This is a genomic window from Nocardia acididurans (genome assembly GCF_016741815.1).
Lineage (GTDB): Bacteria > Actinomycetota > Actinomycetes > Mycobacteriales > Mycobacteriaceae > Nocardia > Nocardia acididurans.
Genome location: NZ_JAERRJ010000011.1, coordinates 86,171 through 108,288, shown reverse-complemented (window position 1 = coordinate 108,288; position 22,118 = coordinate 86,171). Strand labels below are relative to the sequence as shown.

Below are 22,118 nucleotides of genomic sequence, written 5' to 3'. Positions count from 1 at the left end.
AATCAGCCGATGCGGTCCAGTAGTTCGCCGTCGGAGCCGAACAGCTCACGCCGCCACTGCTCGAGCAGGTCGTCGGTGTCGATATCGTCGGGGTGGAAGCCCGGTCGCATATACGGCCGCATTTCCTTGAGCAGCCCCTTCACGATCGGACCGCGGGCCAGCGCCACGGACTGCCGCAGCACCTTGAACGGCCGCCAGCTGCGCGGATCGCTCAGAATCGAGGCGAGCACGCCGACCGACACCGCCGGAATCGTGAAGTAGTACATCCCCGCCATCACGCCGATGCGCACGAATTCCGGTGCGCCGCTGTTGCGATAGACGTCGAAGGCCACCGACTTGTGTTCGAGTTCCTCGAACGCATGCCAGTTGAGCAGATGCCATACCTCCGGATCACCCGGAATGGCTTGAATCTCCTCGGTGCCCAGCACCCGCTTGGCCAGGGTGGCCGTGTAGTGCTCGGCCGCGGCCGTGAAGGCCAGGTGCACCTGTTTGGGCACGAAGTTCTCGACCGTGATCACGGCCTTCTCGCGCAGTGCGCCGGGCCCGAAGGTGAACAGCCGCACCAGCGGAAAACCGTTCTCGATCAGCTGTTCGTTGAGCCTGCGATGCTGTTGCCCGTGCACGGCCTCCTGGCCGATGAATCCGGCGACCCGCTTCTTGAGCACCGGATCGGTGATGCCGCCGGAGAATTTGCGCACCGAGCGGATGAACGATTCCTCGCCGGGCGGGAACGCCCCGGACAGCACCGCGATGAGATGCGTGAGTGGAATATCGCCCTGGACGAAGTGGTGCGCCATCGGCTCGGGGTCACCGAACCGGAATCGCATGCGCCGCACCTTCGGATAGGGGGACATGGTTTCCTGCCGACCGATCGTCATTGGTCGGTCCTTTCTCGAATACTCGAATTGAGTTGTGTTACTTCAGGTGATCGACCAGTACGCCGTTCTCGCCGAAGAGCTCGTCCTGCCAGTGCGCGAGCAGCGCCTCGGTGTCGATGTGGTCAGGATGGAAGCCGGGCCGCATGTACTTGGCCAGTTCCGGCATGAGTCCACGGAAGATGGGGCCGCGGAACAGCGAGTACGCCTCGCGCGCCACCCGCAGCGGCCGCCGCCGGGCCTGCGGATCGCGCCAGAGCGAAACCGCCAGGGAGCCATAGGTTAACGGCACGGTGAGCGCGAACATGGCCAGCATGACGCCGATCCGGGTGGCCTCGGTGCCGCCGACGGCGCGGAAGACGTCGAAGGCCACCGACTTGTGCTCCAGCTCTTCCAGCGCGTGCCAGTTGAGCAGGTTCCAGAACTCGGGTTCGGCTGGGATGGACTGGATTTCGTCGCTGGTCAGCACCCGCTGCGCGAGCACCGCCGTGTAGTGCTCGGCGGCCGCCGTCATGGCCAGGTGCACCAGGGCGGGCAGTCGCTGCTCGAGAGCGAGCATGCGCTGCTGCTGCTCGGGTGAGTCGAGCCATTCGATGGGATAACCCATGTCGACGAGTTTGTCGTTGAGCCGCCGGTGTTCCTGGCCGTGCATGGCCTCCTGGCCGACGAACCCGGTGACGCGTTTCTTGAGCAGCGGATCGGTGACCTTGTCGGCGACGCGGCGCACCGAGCGGATGAAGGATTCCTCCCCGGGCGGGAAGCCTCCGGAGAGGCCGGCGACGAAGTGACTGAACACCATGTCCCCGTCCACGAAGTACTTGTCTCGCGAATCATGTTGCTCGACACGGAATTTGATGCGTCGCGCCTTGGGATAGCTGGAAGTCGTGACTGTCATTGGGACCATCCTTGTGGAACACTCAGTACCTAGTACTGGCTGTTCGATGTACCGCTAGTGTAGGAGTGTCCCAGACACAGAGCAAGGGGGTGGGTCATAACGGATCGAATTACAATCGGCCGCATGGCCTCGCACCCGCCCAACGACCGCCCGGCCGTCCACAAGGGTGACGCCCGCTACGACCGCTGGCATTCGCATCGCGAGGCCGTCCGGGCCGAGCTCATCGAGGCCACGATCAGGGCCATCGACACGCACGGGCCCGAACTGTCCATCGACGACGTGGTGAAGACCGCGGGCATCCCGCGGCCCAAGCTGTACCGGTTCTTCGGCGACAAGGTCGAACTGCTGGCCGCGGTGAGCGGCCGGGTCCAGCAGCTGATCATGGAGCGGGTGACGCCGCATTTCGATCCCGCCGCCACCGCGCGCGAGGCGGTGCACACGGCGCTGTCGGCCTATATCGATCTGGTTGCCGAGCGGCCCAACCTGTTTCGCTTCATCGTCAGCTCACATGTGATCACGGCCTTCGGCGCGGCCCGGCTGATCGAGGACGGGCGGCCACTGTCCGATACGGTCGCGGACTTCCTCTCCGGCATCCTGCGCCTGCGCGGCGCGGACGGCGAGCACACCGAATACGTCACCGACGCGCTGCTCGGCGCGATCGGGCTGGGCGTGCTGCGCTGGCTCAACAATCCGGTGATCACGGCCAAGGAACTGACCGAGCAGCTGACCGCCTTCGCCTGGGGAGCCATCTCGGCGACGGCCGAATCCCGCGGTCTCACACTGAATCCCGATCAGCCGCTGGCGGCGCTGGCCGACCTGTCGGACCGGCCCACCAGCTGAGCGCTACTTCAGCGGCGCGGCATCGCCACCGGCATCGGAGACCAGGTAGCCGCGTGGACCGTCCACGGTGATGTAGTAGGTGACCGTGCTGTGCGTCCAGTCCGGATTCTGGGTATTGCGGGTGGTCACATCCAGCACGACCTCGACCTGATAGACCCCGTCCTTCTCGGAGGTGGTCCGCGCGCTGACCGGCGTGGCGGTCGACTCCCACTTCAGCGGGATCATGATCTGCTCGAGTTTGGCCCGGGTGCCTTCGTACTTGGCGGCCAGCTCCGGCGTGGCGTTGTGCTGGAGCCGCTTCATCCAGCTGTCGGTGTCGCGGTAGTCCACGGTCGCCGCTCCGACCGCGTAGTCGGTCGCCACCTTCTCGGCCTTCGCGGTATCGGCTCGCGCCACCCCGGCAACCCCGGTGACCACGCACAGCAGCAGCATCAGCGCGGCCAGTGCCGCACTCCGCAGAACCGTCGAAATCCGCATCCGTCCCCCATCCGGTCACCACTCGAAAGAGCATGATCATCATCCCACGCACCGAAATTCAGTCCGCCGTCAGCAGGGGCTGAAGGTAGCGCACGAGGGTCGCCGTGCGACAAAGAAGCAGTTATTGTCTCATCATCTTGCAACAATGCGAGAGTTCATGTTGCATTGTCCGAAGATCGGCCCGCAACGGAGTGGAGGCACAGACATGACCAACGCCGCGCATGTCGAACCCCGGGAAGCGCATACCGGCGCGCCCCTGGGACCGGGATCGCTGACCTGGAAGTACTTCGGCGACAGGCGTTCGAAGCTGTTCTTCGGGCGCTCGGGCACCCTGCAGAACATGCATCCGGCCGTGGGCGCGGCGCTGCAGCAGCATTCGAATTTCTTCGACGATCCCTGGGATCGCCTGCTGCGCTCCATCCCCAGAATCGAGGACTCGATCTACGATTCGCCGGAATCCGGTGCGGCACAGCGGGTTCGCGACTACCACCGGGATATCAAAGGGATCGATCACCACGGGAAGCGCTATCACGCACTGAATCCCGACGTGTACTGGTGGACCCACGCGGTCTTCGTGGAGACCATGATCGCGCTGAACGAGCACTTCGGCACGCCGCTGACCTGGGCGGAGAAGGATCAGCTCATCGCCGAGGGGGTGACCTGGTGGCAGCGGTACGGGCTGTCGGAGCAACCGGTGATCACGAATTACGCCGACTTCCAGGCATATTGGAATCGAATGCTGGCCGCGGAGTTGGAGGCCAATGCGACCACCGACTTCGCCCTGAACGCGGCGCGCCTGGAGATTCCGCCGGTTCCGGGAATCCCGCGGCCGGTCTGGACAGTGATCCGCAAGCCGTTCATGCAGTTCAATGTCTGGCTGATCGCCGCGCTCATGCCCGAACGCGGGCGCGAGATCCTCGGGTTGCGCTGGAATTCCTTGGACGCGTTGGGGTTTCAGGTGTTCAGCACGTTGGTGCGCACGACGTGGCCGCTGGTGCCGCGGCGGCTGCGCTATGAGAAGAGCGTGTACGAGCGCATCGTCGCTGCCGAAAAGGACTGAGCGGCGGCGCTTCCGATCAGGCGGGGCGTTCGGCCCCGCCCGCGCCGGCCATTTCCCGGCGCACGGTGGTGGTGATCTCCGAGGAGGTCAGGATCATGGCCACCAGGAAGTCGATCAGCTGTGTGCGGTCGATGTCGAGGTCGCCGGCCAGCCATTCGGTGAGGATGTCGAGGCCGCCGTAGGCGACCGTGCGGGCGGCGAGTTCGGCGTGGATGCCGGTGACGGCCTCCGCGCCGAGCAGTTCACGTCCCTGATCGAGCATGATGTTCATCGCCATATTGACGAGTTCGGTTCGGCGGCTGCGCAATTCGTCGGTGGACTGCATGTCGAGGAAGAGGCGGCGACGGGCGGGGTGGTCCGCGACCGCGGCGACCACGGTCTCGACCACGGCCCGCAGGCGAATACGGGTGTCGGCCGGCTCGGCGGCGATCACCACCAGCAGCTCGGCCAGGATCTGCGCCTGCTGCTCCTCGACCACCTCCATGATCAGCCGGTCGATATGGGAGTAGCTCTCGTAGAAGTAGCGGTCGTTGAGGCCCGCGCGGGTGCACAGGGCGCGCACCTTGAGGCCGAGCAGACCCTGCTCGGCCAGCACGTCGAGCGCGGCCGTGCGCAGTTTCTCGCGGCGCTGGGCGCGACGTTCGCCGACGCTCTGACCCGCATACCGGCCCCGGGGTTCTGACATGCGCCACCTCGTCTATTGCCATGCCGTCAACTTTGGTGAAGACTATCACCAAATCTTCTGGTGAAGACCTTCACCAGAGAGTGAACCGCATAACAGGAGGCACGCAATGGCGCGTTCCAGCCAGTTGGCCGACCCCGGATTCTTCGCGGAGTTCCCGCACAACCTGGGCATCAAGTTCCTGGCGCCGGGTGAGATCCGGCCGACCGCAGAACAGCGCGAGGACTACCGCCGGTTCACCCAGCTGGGCGATCCACTCGCCGATGCCGTGGTGGAGATGTTCCGCCGCCTGCCCACCGGCCAGGGCCGCCGCCTGTTCGAGATCGCCCTGGAACGCGGGATCGACGCCGTGCCGGACGCGCCCGAAGAGCTGAAAACCTTCTTCGCCCATGTGGATTCGATGCCGTACTGGCTGGATCAGGACAAGCTCGAGCACGCCTCGCGGGTATCCGGGCGGATCGGGCCGTGGGCGCTGAGCCTGGTGCTGTCGATGATGTCGCTCAACGGCGGATACCTGGCCTCCCGCGCGGACAAGGTGCTGGTCGGCACCGGCGGACTGTCGGCCGAATCCATGGCGCCGCGGCGGGTCGCCGAGACCTCCGGCTGGTGGTACGACGTGACCAGCCCCGGCGGGATGGGGCGATTCGAATCCGGCTTCAAGAACACACTGCGGGTGCGGATCATGCACGCCCAGGTACGCGCGGGCATGAACCGGCGACCGGACTGGAACTACGCCGACTGGGATCAGCCGGTCAACCAGTCACTGCTGTCGGGCACCCTGCTGCTGTTCTCGTGGGCGAGCATCATCGGCTGCCAGGTGCTCGGACTGCAATTCTCCAAGCGGGAGAAGGAATCGGTGTACCACCTGTGGCGGTACGTCGGACATCTGATCGGACTGGATCCGGAACTGCTGCCCGCCCAGGAGGCCGACGCATGGCGGCTCATGTGGCTGCAGGCCGACTACGAGTTCCTGCCCGACGAGGATTCGCGCACGCTGTCCAAGGCTTTGATCGCCTCCTTCGGGCCGGTGTACGGAATCGACGGCGCCGATCTGCGCACCCGGGCGCTGCGCTACGCCGTCACCCAGTACTCCACCTCGTACGGGCGGATCATGCTGGGGCGCAAGAACTCCGACTATCTCGGGATGCCGCACAGCCGGGTGTTCATGGGGCTGGTCATGGCGACCGCCGTGGTGAACACCATGATCGAGGTGCCGCGGCGGATCATCCCGGGCGCGACGGGCGTCAGCGAGCGGGCCGGGCGGCGGGTCACCACCTGGGTCATCGAGCGGGTCACGCGGGCCAACAATCCGGATCGCAGCTACGCGCGGCACGATCGGCTGGCCGCCACCCACGCCGCCTGACCGGGCGCGGCGACTGACAGCTGCAACTGGCAGTATGTGAACCGCGTCTCGCACGCGACGTCCACACCTGATCGAAGGAAAGCACCGATGAGCCTGCCGCCCATCCTGTCCGAGCGACTGCGGCTGCCCGCCGTCGCCTCGCCCATGTTCATCGTGTCCGGACCGGAACTGGTGATCGCGCAGTGCAAGGCGGGGGTGGTGGGGTCGTTCCCCTCGCTGAACGCCCGCCCGCACGCGCAGTTCCGGGAATGGCTGATCCGGATCACCGAGGAACTGGCCAAGCACGACGCCGACAATCCGGAGCGGCCGTCCGCGCCGTTCGCGGTGAACCTCATCGTGCACAAGAGCAACGACCGGCTCGAACAGGACCTCGCGACCGTCGTCGAATTCCAGGTGCCGATCGTCATCACCTCGCTCGGCGCGCGCGCCGATGTGAACGAGGCCGTGCACTCCTACGGCGGCATCGTGCTGCACGACGTGATCAACAATGTGTTCGCGCGCAAGGCGGTCGAGCGCGGGGCCGACGGGCTCATCGCGGTGGCGGCGGGCGCGGGCGGGCATGCGGGAGCGCAGTCGCCGTTCGCGCTGCTCCAGGAGATCCGCGCCTGGTTCGACGGGCCGCTGCTGCTCTCGGGGGCCATCGGCCACGGGCGTTCGGTGCTGGCCGCGCAGGCCGCCGGGGCGGACCTGGCCTACATCGGCTCGGCGTTCATCGCCACCGACGAGGCCAACGCGGTCCCCGGCTACAAGCAGATGATCGTGGACTCCAGCGCCGCCGATATCGTCTACTCCAGCCGCTTCACCGGCGTGCACGGAAACTACCTGCGCCCCAGTATCTCCGCCGCCGGCCTGGACCCCGACAACCTCGGTGACCGCGATCCGTCGGTCATGGATTTCGGCACCGACGAGTCCACCGGCACCGAAGCCAAGCCGTGGCGCGATATCTGGGGCTCGGGCCAGGGCATCGGCACCATCGACGCCGTGCGCCCGGTCGCCGATGTGGTCGACCGGCTCGCGGCCGAATACGTCGAAGCGAAGTCCCGCCTGCTCCAGCTGTAGCCCCGGTCATCCCGGCCGCAACCCGTCACCCCAACGCACCCCGTGCCTGCGGGTTCACGTGTCCGCGTTCACCTTTCGGCTCTCGCCGAAGCCGACGATCGGCAGTCGCAGCGCCGCGGGGGCGGTGGGCGGCACCATCGGATACCGCGGGGCGACGGGGGCGATGCGCCGGTAGTCCGCGCCCGGTGCCGGGCGCTGGTCGGGCTCACCCCTGTTGGGCCACAGCGAGATCGCGCGTTCGGCCTGGGCGGTGATCGTCAGGGACGGGTTCACGCCGAGGTTGGCGGAGATGGTGGAGCCGTCGATGATGTGCAGGCCGGGGTGGCCGTAGAGGCGGTGGTAGGGGTCGACCACGCCGGTTTCGGGGGAATCGCCGATGACGCAGCCGCCGATGAAGTGGCCGGTCATGGGGATGTTGAAGATGCTGCTGGAGGTGGCGGCGGTGGGGACGCCGTCGATCTTCTCGGCAATGCGTTCGGCGACCGCGTGACCGGCCGGGATCCAATCCGGATTCGGTTGTCCCTCACCCTGTCTGGTGGTCATGGTGCGACCGAAGAAGCCGCGTTTGGTGTAGGTCGTGATGGAGTTGTCCACCGACTGCATGACCAGCAGGCCGACCGACTGCTCGGACCAGCGCGCTGGAGTGTGCACCCGCAGCACATCGCGCCGATTGCGCACCATCTCGCGCAGCCAGCCGCGCCAGCGCGGGCCGTCACCGCCGACCATCATGGTGGTCATGGGCGACATGGCATTGCTGCCCTTGCCGTAGCGGACCGGTTCGATATGGGTGTCGTGATCCGGGTGGATCGAGGAGGTGATCGCGACGCCCCTGGTGTAGTCGCTGCCCTTCACCCGGCTCCGAACCGCCAGCAGCTCTTCGGAATTGGTGCGGGACAGGTAGCCGAGCCGGGGTGAGAGGCCGGGCAGCGAGCCCTTGTCCCGCAGGCGGTGCAGCAGCTTCTGGGTGCCCAGCGATGCCGCCGCGAAAATCACCTGCTCGGCGGTGAATTCGCGGCGCTGCCTGCGCACCCAGCGGCCGGTGCGCACGGTCTCCACCGCGAACCCGCCGCCGCCGAGCGGGCGCACATCGGTGACCGTGGTCAGCGGATGCACTGCGGCCCCGGCCTTCTCGGCCAGGTACAGGTAGTTCTTCACCAGGGTGTTCTTGGCGTTGTGGCGGCAGCCGGTCATGCATTCGCCGCAGTGGGTGCACGAGCGCCGGTCCGGTCCCACGCCGCCGAAGAACGGATCAGGCACATCCTCGCCGGGCCGTCGTCCGGGTCCGCCGAAGAACACGCCCACCGGGGTGCGCTGATAGGTGTCGGCGATGCCCATCTCCTCGGCCACCTCGAGCAGCACCCGGTCGGTGGGTGTGGTGGCCGGGTTGATCGTCACGCCCAGCATGCGTTTGGCCTGGTCGTAGTGCGGTGCGAGTTCGGCCTTCCAGTCGGTGATGTGACCCCACTGGCGGTCGGCGTAGAACTTGTCCGGCGGCTCGTAGAGGGTGTTGGCGTATACGAGCGAACCGCCGCCGACGCCCGCGCCCGCCATGATGAAGGTGTCCTTCAGCAGACTCAATCGCTGAATTCCGAAGCAGCCCAGGGCCGGCGCCCACAGGTACTGGCGCATCCGCCAGGAGGTGGCGGCGAACTCGTGGTCCTCGAAGCGGCGGCCCGCCTCCAGAACGCCTACGCGGTAACCCTTCTCGGTGAGCCGCAGCGCGCTCACGCTGCCGCCGAAACCGGAGCCGATGACGAGGACGTCGTAGTCGAAACGCATGGGAACTCCCTCAGCCGACGCGGGTCAGGCGGTAGTCGGACGGGTTCAGGCGGCGCGTGTTCAGGCGGTAGCCGGTGACGGTGCCGGGCCAGTTGTTGGTGATGCGCCCGGCCGTGTTCCGGTACCAGCTGGTGCAGAAGCTCCAGACCGAACGATCCAGGCGGGCTTGAATTCTCGCGTCGTAGTCGGCCTCCACCTCGGCACGCACGTCGAGGACATGACCGGGGCGGCCGGCGAGCAGTTCGACGGCCTGGCGGATGTAGCGGGTCTGGGATTCGATGATGTGCACGATGGAACCCGCGCCCAGATTCGTGTTCGGGCCGTACAGCAGGAACAGATTCGGGAAGCCGGTCACGGTGATGCCCTTGAAAGCCCGTGCGCCGCCGGCCCATTCGTCGTGCAGTTTGCGGCCCTGGCTGCCGGTGACGGTCATGGGCCACAGGAATTCGGTGCCCTTGAAGCCGGTGCCGTAGATGATGACGTCCGCCTCGTGCAGTACGCCGTCGGCGCTGCGCACGCCGGTGGGCGTGATCTCGGTGATGCCGCCGGTCTCGACGTGCACATTGGGCTGGGCCAGCGCCGGGAACCAGTCGTTGGAGAACAGGCCGCGTTTGCAGCCGGGCGGGGCGTCGGGCAGCAGTTTGGCGCGCAGGGCCGGATCGCTGACCTGCTTGTCCAGGTGGGTGGTGCCGATCCACTCCACGATCGGGCGGATGGCGGGGATGTCGACGATGCTCAGCGAGGTGGTCTCGCACACCGCCCACCAGCCGACGCGCTCCACCAGCTGGGTGGGCGGCAGGTAGCGGAACAGTGTGCGCAGGCGCGGACCGTAATCGGTGTCCGGCTTGGGGAGGATCCAGGTGGCCGAGCGCTGGAATACGGTCATGTGCTCGACGTGCGGCTGGATGGCGGGCACGAATTGGATTGCGCTGGCGCCGGTTCCGATGACGGCGACGCGTTTGCCGGTGAGGTCGACCGCGTGGTTCCACTCGGCGGAGTGGAAGGTCTCACCCGCGAAACTGTCACTGCCCGGGATGTTCGGCACGGCCGGGCGCGAGAGCTGCCCGACGGCCGAGATGAGCACGTCCGCGGTCAGGCTCGCGCCGTCGGCGGTGCGGATGGTCCAGGTGCCGGTGGCGTCGTCGTATTCGGACTCGGTGACCTCGCTGCCGAACCGGATCTTCGACAGCAGTCCGTGCTTCTCGGCCAGTCCGCGCAGGTAGGCGTGGATCTCCGCCTGCGGCGCGCAGCGTTTGCTCCAGTCCGGATTGGGCTCGTAGGAGAACGAGTACAGCGGCGACGGCACATCGCAGGCCGCGCCCGGGTAGGTGTTCTCCCGCCAGACTCCGCCGACATCGCCGCCGCGTTCCAGGATCGTGAAGTTCTCGAATCCGGCCCGCCGCAGTTCCATGGCCATGCCCAGGCCGCCGAAGCCGGTTCCGATGATCACGATCGACGGGCTCGTCCGAGTGCCCATATGCCGCTCTCCTCACCTCGTTGTGCTGCGATCAACGCTACGAGCTGCGGTTATGCGGACATGAAAGACCGACGGCCAATAAATCCATACTTTCGGCCATAATCGGAGTATGAGTACGGTCGAGGAACCGGAAGTCCGGACCTGGAACTTTCCGCGCGGCACGGCCAGCGTGGCGGTCATGGTCGAGTTCGCCGCCGATCACGGCGTCACCGCCGCACGCATGCTCGCCGGCACCGGTCTGACCGCTCAGCAGCTGATCGACCCCGAGGCCCAGATCCCCGCCGAGACCGAGCTGACCGTGGTGCGCAATCTGCTCCGCGAACTACCCGAGGCGCCCGCCCTGGGCGTGGAGGTGGGCCGCCGCTACCGCATCAGTACCTTCGGCATCTTCGGCTACGCCTGCGTCACCAGTCCCACACTGCGCGAAGCGATTTCCCTCGCCCTGCGCTACTACCGCCTCGGATTCGCCTTCTGCACACCGATAGTCGAGACCCGCCCGCGCGAGGTGGTCACCTGGATCCACCACGACACTATCCCCGCCGACGTCCAGCAGTTCCTGGCCGAACGCGACATCATCGCCATGCACCGCGTCATGAGCGACCTGCTCGGCTCCCGCGTCGACTTCACCCGCGCCGAATTCGCCTACCCCGCAACCGATCAGGCCGAACTCCTGGAGTCCCTGTTCGGCGTCCGCCCGGCCTTCGACCGCCCGCACACCGTCTTCGGCATCGACCCCGACCTGCTGGCCCAGCCCCTCCCCCAGGCCAACCAGCCCACCTGGGCCGTCTGCGTCGCCCAGTGCCGCGACCTGCTGCACCGCCGCAGCGCCCGCACCGGCATCGCCGCCGAGGTCCGCGACCGCCTCCTACCCGGCACCGCCGCAACAGGTTTCGCCACACCCCCGTCCTTCGAAGCAGTCGCCCGCGACCTCAACCTGAGCCCCCGCACCCTCCGCCGCCACCTCGACGCCGCCGGCACCTCCTACCGAGCCCTCCTCGACGAGGTCCGCCACACCCTCGCCGAGGAAATGCTCACCGCCACCCCACTCTCCGTGGACGACATAGCCATCCGCCTCGGCTACGCCGAAGCCACCCCCTTCATCCACGCCTTCAAAAGATGGACCTCCACCACCCCCGCCGCCTACCGCCGGACGCACCGGCGGGATTGACCGCGGTCCGCGGCCGCCCGTAACTCCTCCATGCCCGTCAGCCTGCGGGAACAGGGGTGACGGGTCGAACGGGTTGACGGTGGTCAGGCTCCGCGCTGGAGGAGGGTGGTGTGGGATTCGGTGAAGCGGTCGGCGAGGAAGCGCATGGCGGGGCCCGCGAAGGAGAGGGCGCCGAGGATGTGGTCGCGGCGGGGCATGGAGAGCCAGGTGACGTCTACGCCGAGGGACTGCCAGTCCTTGGCGAGGGCCTCGGACTGGTGGTGCGGGATGATCTGCTCCCAGGTGCCGCCCGCCACCAGGACGGGGGTGGCGGGGGCGATGTGGCCGAGTTTGTTCTCGCGGAGGCGCACCTGCACTTCGGGGACGTGGAAGGGCATTGTGGTGCAGTAGGTTTCGACCTTGGTGGGGATGACGGTCGCGCCGCCCGCGATGCCGACGACGGCTGCCGCGCCGGCGTGGGTGCGGCGGAAGACGGCGGCCAGGGCGCGGCCGGTGGGCTTGAGGTACTGCAGGGCGTTCAGTTCGGGGTAGGCCGCGTCCAGACCGAGTACGCCGTAGAAGAGCAGGAAGGCGTAGGGGGTGCCGTCGAGGAAGGCGATCATGTCCTCGAGGTCGGCGGGCGGGGAACCCACGACACCGCCGGACAGTTCGAGTTCGGGGGCGTAGGAGGGCTGGAGTTGCAGGGCCCAGCCCGCGGCGCAGCCGCCTTCGGAGTAGCCGTAGATGCCGAGCGGGCCTTCGGGGTCCAGGCCCGCGGCCGGGAGCCGGCGGGCGGCGCGGATGGAGTCGAGGACCGAGGGGCCGAGAGCGCGGCCCATGACGTACGGGTGGGTGCCGGGGTTGCCGAGGCCGGGATAGTCGGTGATGGCCAGCGCCCAGCCGCGGCGCAGGGCCGACCTGATGAACAGGGATTCGTATTCGACACCGCGGCGCAGCTGCCAGGAGGCGGCGGCGATCTTGTCGGCGAGGCCCTGGGTGCCCACGGCGTAGCCGATGAGCGGGCGGGGGCCGTCGCCGCGCCAGGGGGCGCGAGGGACCAGGACGGTACCGGTGACCTCGATGGATTCACCGTGGGCGTCGGTAGAGGTGTAGCGGATTCGCCAGGCGCGGGCGGGGTGTCGCAGTCCGGGCAGCAGGTATGCCGTCATGGGCTCGGCCGACAACAGTCGTCCCGGAGCCAGAGCACCTACCGCCGCTTCGTCGAAGCGGTTGGCGTTCGCAGTCATCATTGCCTGCCCTTCATACACAACACTGTCTATCCAGTTGTCGCGCAATCGAATCCGGATGTTGACAACTGTCCGGGACAGCCGCGCTTGTTGGCTACACTACCCAAAATGAGAGAAAGCGACACCTGGCGTCACAGCCAATCCCGCAGAGTGAGATCAACCGGACCGAAAACCGAACCATAGGAACCAGGTCCGAACATACCCCCTAGGGGTATGATGCGAATCACTCGCGAGAACCATTCCTTCAAGATACCCCCCATGGGTATACAAATGGGACCGAATTCCCCCGAAGGAGTGAGTCCCATGTCCACACGTACGCAGGCGCCACCGGCCTCCCGCCGGTGGATCGCCCTGTCGCTCATCGCACTTGCCCAGTTCATGGTCATCATGGACACCTCGATCATCGGCGTGGCGCTGCCGAAAATGCAGGAGTCCCTTGGCTTCTCGCAGGAGAACCTGTCCTGGGTGTTCAATGCCTACGTCGTCGTCTTCGGCGGCCTGCTGCTGCTCGGCGGCAAGCTCTCCGACATCGTCGGAGCGCGCAGGATCTTCCAGCTGGGCTGGGCCGTCCTCGGCGCGGGATCGCTGGTGGCGGGCATCGCCTCCTCGGCCACAGTGGAACTCATCGGACGCGGCGTGCAGGGCGCGGGCGCGGCTCTCATCGCGCCGTCCGCGTTGACGCTGCTCATGATGCTGTTCGGCGGTAATCCGAAGGAGCTCACCAAGGCGTTCGCCGTCTACGGCGCGGCCGCTCCCGCCGGTGGCACCGCCGGTGTCTTCCTCGGTGGCGTGATCACCGAATATGCCTCGTGGCCATGGGTTTTCTATATCAATATCCCGATCGCCGTGCTGGCGCTCATCGCCGCCCCGGCCCTGCTGCCGGAGGGTGCGCTCGCCCCGCACGCCTCGGTCGACATCGTCGGCGGCATCACCGCCACCCTGGGCTTGGGCGCGGCCGTCTTCGCCGTGGTCCGCGCACCGGAGGCGGGCTGGCTCTCGGCCGAGACCTGGGGCGTATTCGCCCTGGCCGCAATCCTTCTCGCCGCCTTCCTGGCGATCCAGGCCAAGCGCCGCGAACCCCTGATGCCGCCGGCCATCTTCCGCTCCCCCAACCTGGGCGCGGCCAACCTGGCACAGGTCCTGCTGGGCGCGGCGTGGGTGCCGATGTGGTTCTTCCTCAACCTCTACCTGCAGCAGGTGCTCGGCTACTCGGCGTTCCCGTCGGGTGCGGCGCTGCTGCCCATGACGGCGCTGATCATGGTCGGCATGGTCGCCGTGTCCCCGAAGTTGTTCGCCCGCTTCGGCGCTCGCACCATGATCGTGTCCGGGCTGCTGGTGCTGGCCGCCGGTCTGGCGTGGCTGTCGTTCATCCGCCCGGACGGCAATTTCTGGGTCGACGTGCTGCCCGGCTCCCTGATCGCCGCGCTCGGCATGTCGCTGGCGTTCGTGCCGTCGCTGCAGACCGCGATCTCGTCCGCGCCGCCGGAGGAGGGCGGGCTGGCCTCGGGCATCGTGAACACCGGCTACCAGATCGGCTCGGCGCTCGGCCTGGCCGTGGTGACGGCCATCGCCTCCGCCGCCGGAGCCGAAAAGCTGGGTGACACAGCGGCTCTCACCGATGGGTTCGCCGCCGCGTTCCTCTCCGCCGCCGCCGTCGCCGTGATCGCCGCGGCCCTGGCCGTGGCGACCTTCCGCCGCGCGACGTCGACCGCCGAGGAGGTGCCCGCCGGCGTGTAGTCGCCCCGCTCCCCCGCCCGCTGCCCGATTCCCCTCGGGCGGCGGGCTTTTCGCTATTCGGCGGTCACGGCCGAGAACACCGACCGGATCACCAGTCCGATCTGGTCGACGGCCGGGTCGGTCGGGCCCAAGGGCTGGAAGAGGTGGCTCAGGCACAGCCGGGCGAAGATCTCCAGCACCGAGGCCAGCTCGGCATCACCGATGGCGACATGCCCGTACCGCACCCGGAAGATGACCGTCAGCGCCTGAATCGCCCTGCCCAGCACCGGTTCCGGTTCGGTCATCAGCGCGGGCAGCAGGGTCGTGTCACCACTGTGCCGCCCGGACAGCACCGCCTTCAGCAGGACGTTGTCCGCGCCGGTGCGCAGCACGTACTCGGCGGCGGCCGTCATCCCCGCGATCGGATCATCGTGCGCCTGCAGGGTTTCCGCGATACCCGCCAGAAAAGCGCTGAGCTCGCGCTCGATCAGCACGTCCGCGAGCGCCTGCCGGGTGCCGATCTCCTTGTAGAGCACCGGCCGGCTGACGCCCACATCCTTGGCCACTCGCGACATGTTCACCGCGCCCCAGCCCTCGGTACACACGATCACGCGTGCCGCGTCGAGGATCCGTTCGCGCAGCAGCTGCCGCACCTCGGTCTGAAAATTCGCCACGTCAGCCACCCGGCCGATCTTACATGTGCACTGATTGTGCTCGACTGTTGACACTTTAGACCTATGTGTATTCAATGAATACAGATTTGCTCGAAGTGTAAACAAGGAGTTCGACCGTGACCACGGCAAAGACGCCACAGTGGCAGGATCGCAAGCGCTACCTGTGGCTTTTCGGTCTCGTACCGCCCACCGCACTGTTCCTGGCAGCGGCTCTCGTCTGGATCTTCAACTCCCTCGGCTGGCAGGCGCTAGCCCCGGTCTGGTGGTGGATCGGCCCGCTGCTGGTGTACGTCCTGCTGCCCATCCTCGACCGCTTCTTCGGCCCGGACGGCCAGAACGCGCCCGACGAGGTCATGGAGATGCTGGAGAACGACAAGTACTACCGGTACTGCACCTACGCCTACATCCCGTTCCAGCTGCTGAGCCTGGTCTTCGCCTGCTACCTGTGGACGGCGAGCGACCTGTCCTGGCTGGGCGTGGACGGCGGGCTGGGCGTGGCCTCCAAGATCGGCCTGGCGCTGAGCATGGGCGTCATGGGCGGCGTGGGCATCAATACCGCGCACGAACTCGGCCACAAGAAGGACGAACTCGAGCGCTGGCTCTCGAAGATCACCCTCGCACAGACCTTTTACGGTCACTTCTACATCGAGCACAACCGCGGCCACCACGTACGGGTCGCCACCCCGGAGGATCCGGCCAGCGCCCGCTTCGGCGAGACCTTCTGGGCCTTCCTGCCGCGCAGCGTGTGGGGCAGCCTGCGCTCGTCGTGGGAACTGGAGAAGGCGCGACTCGAACGCATGGGCAAGAGCCCGTGGACGATCCACAACGACGTGCTCAATGCCTGGCTGATGTCGATCGTGCTGTGGGGCGCGCTGACCGCCGTCTTCGGCCCGGCCGTGCTGCCGTACCTGGTGATCCAGGCCGTGTACGGATTCTCGCTGCTGGAGACCGTCAACTACCTCGAGCACTACGGCCTGCTGCGGCAGAAGACCGCGTCGGGCCGCTACGAGCGCTGCACGCCGGAGCACTCGTGGAACTCCGACCACATCGTCACCAATATCTTCCTGTACCACCTGCAGCGGCACAGCGACCATCACGCCAATCCGACCCGGCGCTATCAGACGCTGCGCAGCATGGACGGCGCGCCCAACCTGCCCAGCGGCTACGCCAGCATGATCGGCCTGGCCTACCTGCCGCCGGTCTGGCGCAGGGTGATGGACCACCGCGTGCTGAACCACTACGACGGCGACATCTCGCGGGTGAACATCCAGCCCGGTAAGCGCGCCAAGGTGCTGGCACAGTACGGAGCCCGCTGATGTCGGTCTACCGCTGCCCCGTCTGCGACTACCGCTACGACGATGTCAAAGGCGCACCGCGTGAAGGCTTTCCGGCCGGAACGCCCTGGTCCGCCATCCCCGACGACTGGTGCTGCCCGGACTGCGGCGTACGCGAGAAGGTCGATTTCGAACCCGTCGAATCCAGGCAAGGACGCTGAATCATGAACGACTACAAACTCTTCCGCTGTATCCAGTGTGGCTTCGAATACGACGAGGCGCTGGGCTGGCCCGAGGACGGCATCGAACCCGGCACCCGCTGGGACGACATCCCGGACGACTGGTCCTGCCCGGATTGCGGTGCGGCCAAAGCCGATTTCGCCATGGTCGAGGTCAGCCGGCCGTGACCGAACGGATCGTCATCGTCGGCGCGGGCGTCACCGGAGCGACGGCCGCGCAGACGCTGCGCAAGGAGGGCTTCGAGGGGTCGATCACGCTGATCGGCTCCGAGCCGATCGCGCCGTATCGGCGGCCGGTGGTGTCCAAAGACCTGCTGGCGGGGACGATCGCCCTGGAGAAATGCCTGATCGACACCGAATCCTCCTGGGCGGCACAGGATATCGCGCTGCTCACCGGCACCACCGTGGTCGCCGTCGAGGACGGGCGGGTGCGGCTGCGCACGGGCGAGGCCCTCGCCTACGACAGCCTGCTGCTGGCCACGGGTGCGCGCGCCAACACCCTGCACCCCACCCCGGAGGCCCGGACCCACACCCTGCGCGGTATCGAAGACATTGCCGCGCTGCGGGATTCGATTCTGTCCACCGGCTCGCTGCTGGTGATCGGCGCGGGCCTGATCGGCTGCGAGGTGGCCGCCACCGCCCGCGCGCTGGGAGCGGATGTCCGCATCCTGCACGCGGGGACGGCTCCGCTCGAGCGCATCCTCCCCGAGGCGGTCTCGGAGGTCGTGCGCGATCTGCACGCCGCGCACGACGTGCCCATCGAGAACGATGTGCTGCTGTCGGAGATCGCCGACGATCCCGGGGGCACCATCACCGCCACCGCCATCGACGGCCGGACCTGGACCGCCGGAACGGTTCTGGTGGCCATCGGCTCCAGCCCCAGCGACGAGCTCGCCCGCTCGGCCGGACTCGACGTGGACAACGGCATCCTGGTGGACGAGCGCTACCGCACGTCCCGGCCCGGCGTCTTCGCCGCGGGCGATGTGGCCAACCGGTTCCTGCCGCAGCTCGGGCAGCACGAGCGCAGCGAGCACTGGAACAGCGCCCGCTACGACGGCGCGGCGGCGGCGAAATCCATGCTGGGACAACCGGCTCCGGATTTCGAGACGCCGTGGGGCTGGTCCAGCCAATACGGCGTGAACATCCAGTTCGCGGGCTGGATGCATCCGCACGACGAGCTGGTGGTGCAGGGTTCGCTGCCCGATCGGGATTTCGCGGCGCTGGCGCTGCGGCACGGTGAACTGGTCGGCGCGGCCGCCATCGGCCGCCCGAAGGAGCTGCGCACGGTCCGGCAGACCATGGAATCGGCCCGGCCGTTTCCCTCCGTGCGACGTTAGCGCGATAATTGCCGGGTACCTGCGTTCCAGACGTGTACTCAAGGAGAGTGCGAGATGGATGTGGGAATCTTCGGCGCCGGCCATATCGGGCTGAGCCTGGCGGGGCTCTTCGACCGCGCCGGGCACACCGTGCACATCGCCAGCCGCCACCTCGAACAGCTGTCGAAGCTGTTGCTGGACAGGGAATTACACCGTACCCGGGCGGAATCGGTGGAGAAGGTGGCGGCGGCGGCCGAACTGCTGGTCGGCGCGGTGCAGTGGACCCAGCTGGAGGATCTCACCGCCGAACTGCCGCCCATCGACGGCAAGATCTGGATCGATCCGGCCAATCCCATCGCCCGCGAGGCCGACGGGACCGTCACCATGGTGGACACCGGCACCCGGCCGACCAGCGCGATCGTGGCCGATCTGGTACCGAAGGCGCAGGTGGTTAAGGCTTTCAACAGTTTCACCACACCCATGTACCGGTCCGGTCCGCTGACCTCGCTGGGGCGCATCGTGGCCCCGATCGCCGGGGATCATCCGGCGGCCCTGAGCCGGGTGGGCGAGCTGATCAAATCCACCGGGTTCGTGCCGATCGTCATCGGCAATATCGAGGACAGCGTGGTGTTGCAGCCGGGCGGCGCGCTGCGCCGCCTCAGTATCCCGATGATCGCGCCGTAGCCGGGAGCCGGCGTGCGGCCCGACGCATTCCCGGTGGACGACCCGGCTCAGTCCTTGCGCGCGAGTCCGCCGTAGGCGCCCGACGCCTCCGGGTGCTCGCCGATGTCCTCCGGATTGTCCGGCCGCCACAGCGGCAGGTGCACCAGGCCGGGTTCGAGGAGCGTCCAGTCGTGGAAGTACTTCGCGATCTCGTCCTTGCCGCGCAGCACGATCTCGGTGGACGTGCGTCCCGAAAGCTTCTGCGCGTCAAGCACTTCCTGGGGCTGGCCGTCCAGCGTGGCGTGCGTGATCGCCACATAGCTGCCCGGCGCGCACACCTCGAGCAGGGTGCGGACGGCGCCCAGCGGGTCGGCGTCGTCGGGCACGAAATGCAGGACGCCCAAGAGCAATACGGCGATCGGCCGGTCGAAATCGAGCAGTGCGGCCACGGCCGGATCGGCGAGGATGGCTTCCGGATCGGCCACATCCGCGTGTACGACGACCGCGCGCTCGTTCCCGTCCAGGATGGCCTGGCTGTGCGCCACCGCCACCGGGTCGATATCGACGTAAACCACTCGGGCTTCGGGGTTTCGGGCCTGTGCGACCTCGTGCACATTGCCGACGGTGGGGATGCCCGAGCCCAGGTCCAGGAACTGGTCGATGCCCTCGTCGATCAGGAATCGGACGCAGCGCCGCAGCAGATCCCGGTTGGCGCGCATGGTCTCGGCGACGTTGGGGGTGAACTTCTCGATCATGAGCGCGAGTTCGCGGTCGATCTCGAAGTTGTGCATGCCGCCGACGAAGTAGTCGTACACGCGGGAGGCGCTGGGGCGATCCAAATCGATGCCCTCGGGAGCCCAACTCGGTCTGGTCATCGGATCCACAGCCCCTCTCGAACCACAAACATCCACCCTCGCCCCACCAATGGTGAAGCGCCGCAATGGTATCCCAAATCGTGATATCGGGGTGGTGTTCGCAGCACCAACCGGTCGGGCTACCATCGACCCTCATGGCGTCGGATCCCGGGGGTGGGCCGGATCGGGCTGGCCCGCACGCCGACCTGGTAGAGCAGTGGGCCGCCGCGCTCGGCAGCGGGACCCGCGATCATGTGGTGCCCATGAGCCGGTCGGAGGCGTACGCCCTGCTGTCCCGGCTGGCGGCGCGGTTCGCGCAGGCGGCGGCCGATGGAGAACCAGCCGGTCGGGTGGCGGAACTCGGCGCGGAACTGGCGCGCGCGCACTTCGTCGGGAACGAGGTGCTGGGCCGCACCATCGCGGTGCTGGACGCGTATTTCGCACAGAACGGGACGATTCCGGCCGAACGCGGCGCGGAACTGCTGGGGGCGTTCGCCTCCGGCTATGTGCGCGCGTTCCGGCAGTGGCTGCTGGCCGAGCAGGAGAGCGTCCGCAAGGCCGATATCGAGGCCCGGCAGCGCGTGCAGGAGCAGTTGCGGGCCAGTGAGGCGCGCTTCCGGGCGGTGTTCGCGCAGGCCGGGATCGGGACCGGGTTATCCGATATGTCCGGCCGCATCATCGAGGTGAACGCCGCCTTCGCGGAGATGCTGGGCTACACGCCCGCCGAGATGTGCGAGTTATCGGTCACCGATCTGACCCATCCCGAGGACGATCCGGCCATGTGGCCGCTCTACGGCGCGGTACTGCGCGGCGATCACGACAATGTGCAGTTGGAGAAGGCCTATCCGCACCGGGACGGGCACACCGTGTGGACCAAGATCAATGTCTCCCTCATTCGGGACGACCACGGCAAACCGCAGTACACCCTCATTCTGGTGGAAGACATTTCGGAGCAGCGCGCCCTGCGCGAACATCTGCACTTCCGCGCCCACCACGACCAGCTCACCGGCCTGGCCAATCGCTCCCGCTTCTTCGACGCCCTCACTGCCGCCTTCGCCGATCCCGAGGCCCGCATCGGCCTGTGCTACCTGGATCTCGACAACTTCAAGTCGGTGAACGACACCTACGGGCACGCCGCCGGCGACGAACTGCTCGTCCAGGCCGCGGCCCGGCTGGAAGCCTGCGCCACCGGACCGGGGCAGCTCGCCGCCCGCATCGGCGGCGACGAATTCGTCATCCTGGTGCCGGATTCCGCCACCGATGTCGAGGAGCTGGCCCACCACGTGCGCGCGGCCTTCGCGCTGCCGTTCGATGCGGACGGGCATCGGCTGACGGTCACCGCCAGCGTGGGCATCGCGGAGGAGCGGGCGGGCGACACCACGGCCGACGCGCTGGTGCAGGCGGCGGACTACAGCATGTACTGGGCCAAGGCGGCTGGGCGCGCGGGCTGAGGGTTCACGCGGATTGTGTCAGGGGGACTTGGCGTCGAATTCATGGCCGTTCGCGCATAAGGGGGCTAGTGTCACCCATTTGTCAGAGCAAACTTCCCGCAGTGCCACCGGTGGAGGACGACATGGCCCCGAGCTCGCTCGGCCCGAGCGACGACATCCTGCTCCTGGACAGACCCGGCGAGGGCTTGCTGCCCGAACTCGTCGAACACCTACGCCAGAACCGCACCGTGCTGCGCGAGGAATGGGCCCGGCGCATCACCGATGCCAAGCTGCTCACCGCCATGAGCCCGGACGAGATCTTCTCCGAGGCCACCTCGCTCTACGACAACTACGTCGAGGTGCTCGAGACCGGCAGCGTCGAGGCGCTGCAGAACTACGCGCGCAATCTCTCCGAACGCATCATCCCGCGCGGCGTCGAGACCGACGAGGTGCTCGGCATCGTGCTGCTGCTGCGAGATGTGCTGGCGCGCTCGCTGTTCGAGAAGTACCAGAACGACTTCGAATTCCTGAACCAGGTGCTGGACGCCTACGAACCGGCCGCCAACCGGATCGCCAACACCGTGGGCGTGTCCTTCGTGGAGGAGCGCGAACGCATCATCCGGCAGCAGCAGGAGGCCATTCGCGAGCTGTCGACGCCGGTGCTGCAGGTGCGTGAGCAACTGCTGATCCTGCCCATCATCGGCGTGCTGGACTCGCAGCGCGCCCGGCAGCTGACCGAACAGCTCCTGGGGGCGATCCGCGCCAATCGCGCGAAAGTGGTGGTCATCGATATCACCGGTGTGCCGACCATCGACTCCACGGTGGCCAACCACCTGGTGCAGACGGTGGACGCGTCGGGGCTCATGGGCGCGAGCGTGATCATCACCGGGCTGTCCTCGGAGATCGCGCTGACGCTGGTGGCCATCGGCCTGGACCTGTCCAAGATGAACGCGGTCGGCGATCTCCAGGGCGGCATCGAGGAGGCCGAGCGCCTACTCGGCTACGAGGTGAGCCGCACCGCCGCCGACAATTCCTGAGCGACGGTGCGGCA

Annotated in this window: 22 protein-coding genes; 13 read left to right on the top strand and 9 right to left on the bottom strand. The window is 67.4% G+C overall.

The features are described from left to right. Positions 1-2 precede the first annotated feature (2 nt). Together JK358_RS27680 and JK358_RS27675 are read right to left on the bottom strand one after the other, a co-directional pair. Positions 3-878, bottom strand: a complete 876-nt coding sequence (locus JK358_RS27680) for a metal-dependent hydrolase (RefSeq protein ID WP_201953047.1) — start codon at positions 876-878, stop codon at positions 3-5. A 37-nt stretch (positions 879-915) separates the two neighbouring features. Then, positions 916-1,770 carry a metal-dependent hydrolase gene (locus JK358_RS27675; protein ID WP_201953044.1) on the bottom strand — a complete coding sequence of 285 codons (855 nt, stop codon included), beginning with the start codon at positions 1,768-1,770 and terminating at the stop codon, positions 916-918. Positions 1,771-1,893: 123 nt separating this feature from the next. On the opposite strand from JK358_RS27675, the gene JK358_RS27670 reads away from it, so the two are divergent. Further along, positions 1,894-2,610 (top strand): TetR/AcrR family transcriptional regulator, encoded by a 717-nt coding sequence (locus JK358_RS27670; protein ID WP_201953041.1) that lies wholly within the window; start codon positions 1,894-1,896, stop codon positions 2,608-2,610. A 3-nt stretch (positions 2,611-2,613) separates the two neighbouring features. Here JK358_RS27670 and JK358_RS27665 read toward each other — a convergent pair whose 3' ends face one another. After that, positions 2,614-3,087, bottom strand: coding sequence for a hypothetical protein (locus tag JK358_RS27665; protein ID WP_201953039.1), 474 nt, complete (start codon positions 3,085-3,087; stop codon positions 2,614-2,616). A 205-nt stretch (positions 3,088-3,292) separates the two neighbouring features. Between JK358_RS27665 and JK358_RS27660 the strand changes: the two genes are divergently transcribed. Beyond that, the gene (locus tag JK358_RS27660) at positions 3,293-4,147 is read left to right on the top strand and encodes an oxygenase MpaB family protein (RefSeq protein ID WP_201953037.1); all 855 of its coding nucleotides are present in this window, start codon (positions 3,293-3,295) and stop codon (positions 4,145-4,147) included. 16 nt (positions 4,148-4,163) lie between these two features. On the opposite strand, the gene JK358_RS27655 is transcribed toward JK358_RS27660, so the two are convergent. Further along, complete coding sequence (locus JK358_RS27655; protein ID WP_201953035.1) at positions 4,164-4,832, bottom strand: TetR/AcrR family transcriptional regulator; 669 nt, start codon at positions 4,830-4,832, stop codon at positions 4,164-4,166. 106 nt (positions 4,833-4,938) lie between these two features. Here JK358_RS27655 and JK358_RS27650 point away from each other — a divergent pair, with 106 nt between their 5' ends. Together JK358_RS27650 and JK358_RS27645 are read left to right on the top strand one after the other, a co-directional pair. Then, entirely contained in the window at positions 4,939-6,192 is a 1,254-nt protein-coding gene (locus JK358_RS27650) for an oxygenase MpaB family protein (RefSeq protein ID WP_201953032.1), read from the top strand. An 87-nt stretch (positions 6,193-6,279) separates the two neighbouring features. Then, entirely contained in the window at positions 6,280-7,251 is a 972-nt protein-coding gene (locus tag JK358_RS27645; protein ID WP_201953030.1) for an NAD(P)H-dependent flavin oxidoreductase, read from the top strand. 54 nt (positions 7,252-7,305) lie between these two features. Here the strand turns inward: JK358_RS27645 and JK358_RS27640 are convergent, their stop codons facing one another. Beyond that, a complete protein-coding gene (locus JK358_RS27640) occupies positions 7,306-9,030 on the bottom strand; it encodes a GMC family oxidoreductase N-terminal domain-containing protein (RefSeq protein ID WP_201953028.1) in 1,725 nt (574 codons plus the stop codon). A 10-nt stretch (positions 9,031-9,040) separates the two neighbouring features. Next, positions 9,041-10,507: a flavin-containing monooxygenase gene (locus tag JK358_RS27635; RefSeq protein ID WP_201953025.1), complete on the bottom strand. Its 1,467-nt coding sequence runs from the start codon at positions 10,505-10,507 to the stop codon at positions 9,041-9,043. Between the two features lie 109 nt (positions 10,508-10,616). Between JK358_RS27635 and JK358_RS27630 the strand changes: the two genes are divergently transcribed. Continuing rightward, positions 10,617-11,675, top strand: coding sequence for an AraC family transcriptional regulator (locus JK358_RS27630; RefSeq protein ID WP_201953022.1), 1,059 nt, complete (start codon positions 10,617-10,619; stop codon positions 11,673-11,675). 83 nt (positions 11,676-11,758) lie between these two features. Here the strand turns inward: JK358_RS27630 and JK358_RS27625 are convergent, their stop codons facing one another. After that, positions 11,759-12,904, bottom strand: coding sequence for a lipase family protein (locus JK358_RS27625; protein WP_232852009.1), 1,146 nt, complete (start codon positions 12,902-12,904; stop codon positions 11,759-11,761). Between the two features lie 300 nt (positions 12,905-13,204). On the opposite strand from JK358_RS27625, the gene JK358_RS27620 reads away from it, so the two are divergent. Beyond that, positions 13,205-14,638, top strand: coding sequence for an MFS transporter (locus JK358_RS27620; RefSeq protein ID WP_201953019.1), 1,434 nt, complete (start codon positions 13,205-13,207; stop codon positions 14,636-14,638). A 53-nt stretch (positions 14,639-14,691) separates the two neighbouring features. On the opposite strand, the gene JK358_RS27615 is transcribed toward JK358_RS27620, so the two are convergent. Next, the gene (locus JK358_RS27615) at positions 14,692-15,300 is read right to left on the bottom strand and encodes a TetR family transcriptional regulator (protein ID WP_307817770.1); all 609 of its coding nucleotides are present in this window, start codon (positions 15,298-15,300) and stop codon (positions 14,692-14,694) included. A 107-nt stretch (positions 15,301-15,407) separates the two neighbouring features. Here JK358_RS27615 and JK358_RS27610 point away from each other — a divergent pair, with 107 nt between their 5' ends. From JK358_RS27610 to JK358_RS27590, 5 genes are read left to right on the top strand one after another with little or no spacing between them, the layout of a single operon-like run. After that, positions 15,408-16,607, top strand: a complete 1,200-nt coding sequence (locus JK358_RS27610) for an alkane 1-monooxygenase (RefSeq protein WP_201953016.1) — start codon at positions 15,408-15,410, stop codon at positions 16,605-16,607. Further along, positions 16,607-16,786: a rubredoxin gene (locus JK358_RS27605; protein ID WP_201953013.1), complete on the top strand. Its 180-nt coding sequence runs from the start codon at positions 16,607-16,609 to the stop codon at positions 16,784-16,786. The genes JK358_RS27610 and JK358_RS27605 overlap by 1 nt, the downstream gene beginning before the upstream one ends. A 3-nt stretch (positions 16,787-16,789) precedes the next feature. Then, a complete protein-coding gene (locus tag JK358_RS27600; RefSeq protein WP_201953010.1) occupies positions 16,790-16,972 on the top strand; it encodes a rubredoxin in 183 nt (60 codons plus the stop codon). Then, entirely contained in the window at positions 16,969-18,141 is a 1,173-nt protein-coding gene (locus JK358_RS27595) for an NAD(P)/FAD-dependent oxidoreductase (protein WP_201953007.1), read from the top strand. The genes JK358_RS27600 and JK358_RS27595 overlap by 4 nt, the downstream gene beginning before the upstream one ends. 54 nt (positions 18,142-18,195) lie before the next feature. Next, positions 18,196-18,804: an NADPH-dependent F420 reductase gene (locus tag JK358_RS27590; RefSeq protein WP_201953005.1), complete on the top strand. Its 609-nt coding sequence runs from the start codon at positions 18,196-18,198 to the stop codon at positions 18,802-18,804. A 47-nt stretch (positions 18,805-18,851) separates the two neighbouring features. Here the strand turns inward: JK358_RS27590 and JK358_RS27585 are convergent, their stop codons facing one another. Then, the gene (locus JK358_RS27585) at positions 18,852-19,658 is read right to left on the bottom strand and encodes an SAM-dependent methyltransferase (protein ID WP_201953002.1); all 807 of its coding nucleotides are present in this window, start codon (positions 19,656-19,658) and stop codon (positions 18,852-18,854) included. 134 nt (positions 19,659-19,792) lie between these two features. On the opposite strand from JK358_RS27585, the gene JK358_RS27580 reads away from it, so the two are divergent. Together JK358_RS27580 and JK358_RS27575 are read left to right on the top strand one after the other, a co-directional pair. Then, positions 19,793-21,088, top strand: a complete 1,296-nt coding sequence (locus JK358_RS27580; RefSeq protein WP_201953000.1) for a GGDEF domain-containing protein — start codon at positions 19,793-19,795, stop codon at positions 21,086-21,088. Between the two features lie 122 nt (positions 21,089-21,210). Further along, complete coding sequence (locus JK358_RS27575; RefSeq protein WP_232852008.1) at positions 21,211-22,104, top strand: STAS domain-containing protein; 894 nt, start codon at positions 21,211-21,213, stop codon at positions 22,102-22,104. Positions 22,105-22,118: the final 14 nt, after the last annotated feature.

Excerpts from the sequence above, each read along its gene's own strand:
- JK358_RS27620 (WP_201953019.1), top strand. The coding sequence starts at position 13,205 with ATGTCCACACGTACGCAGGCGCCACCGGCCTCCCGCCGGTGGATCGCC.
- JK358_RS27580 (WP_201953000.1), top strand. The coding sequence starts at position 19,793 with ATGGCGTCGGATCCCGGGGGTGGGCCGGATCGGGCTGGCCCGCACGCC.
- JK358_RS27625 (WP_232852009.1), bottom strand. The coding sequence starts at position 12,904 with ATGATGACTGCGAACGCCAACCGCTTCGACGAAGCGGCGGTAGGTGCT.
- JK358_RS27590 (WP_201953005.1), top strand. The coding sequence starts at position 18,196 with ATGGATGTGGGAATCTTCGGCGCCGGCCATATCGGGCTGAGCCTGGCG.
- JK358_RS27680 (WP_201953047.1), bottom strand. The coding sequence starts at position 878 with ATGACGATCGGTCGGCAGGAAACCATGTCCCCCTATCCGAAGGTGCGG.
- JK358_RS27670 (WP_201953041.1), top strand. The coding sequence starts at position 1,894 with ATGGCCTCGCACCCGCCCAACGACCGCCCGGCCGTCCACAAGGGTGAC.
- JK358_RS27635 (WP_201953025.1), bottom strand. The coding sequence starts at position 10,507 with ATGGGCACTCGGACGAGCCCGTCGATCGTGATCATCGGAACCGGCTTC.
- JK358_RS27665 (WP_201953039.1), bottom strand. The coding sequence starts at position 3,087 with ATGCGGATTTCGACGGTTCTGCGGAGTGCGGCACTGGCCGCGCTGATG.
- JK358_RS27675 (WP_201953044.1), bottom strand. The coding sequence starts at position 1,770 with ATGACAGTCACGACTTCCAGCTATCCCAAGGCGCGACGCATCAAATTC.
- JK358_RS27585 (WP_201953002.1), bottom strand. The coding sequence starts at position 19,658 with ATGACCAGACCGAGTTGGGCTCCCGAGGGCATCGATTTGGATCGCCCC.
- JK358_RS27640 (WP_201953028.1), bottom strand. The coding sequence starts at position 9,030 with ATGCGTTTCGACTACGACGTCCTCGTCATCGGCTCCGGTTTCGGCGGC.
- JK358_RS27605 (WP_201953013.1), top strand. The coding sequence starts at position 16,607 with ATGTCGGTCTACCGCTGCCCCGTCTGCGACTACCGCTACGACGATGTC.
- JK358_RS27660 (WP_201953037.1), top strand. The coding sequence starts at position 3,293 with ATGACCAACGCCGCGCATGTCGAACCCCGGGAAGCGCATACCGGCGCG.
- JK358_RS27650 (WP_201953032.1), top strand. The coding sequence starts at position 4,939 with ATGGCGCGTTCCAGCCAGTTGGCCGACCCCGGATTCTTCGCGGAGTTC.
- JK358_RS27630 (WP_201953022.1), top strand. The coding sequence starts at position 10,617 with ATGAGTACGGTCGAGGAACCGGAAGTCCGGACCTGGAACTTTCCGCGC.
- JK358_RS27655 (WP_201953035.1), bottom strand. The coding sequence starts at position 4,832 with ATGTCAGAACCCCGGGGCCGGTATGCGGGTCAGAGCGTCGGCGAACGT.
- JK358_RS27600 (WP_201953010.1), top strand. The coding sequence starts at position 16,790 with ATGAACGACTACAAACTCTTCCGCTGTATCCAGTGTGGCTTCGAATAC.
- JK358_RS27575 (WP_232852008.1), top strand. The coding sequence starts at position 21,211 with ATGGCCCCGAGCTCGCTCGGCCCGAGCGACGACATCCTGCTCCTGGAC.
- JK358_RS27645 (WP_201953030.1), top strand. The coding sequence starts at position 6,280 with ATGAGCCTGCCGCCCATCCTGTCCGAGCGACTGCGGCTGCCCGCCGTC.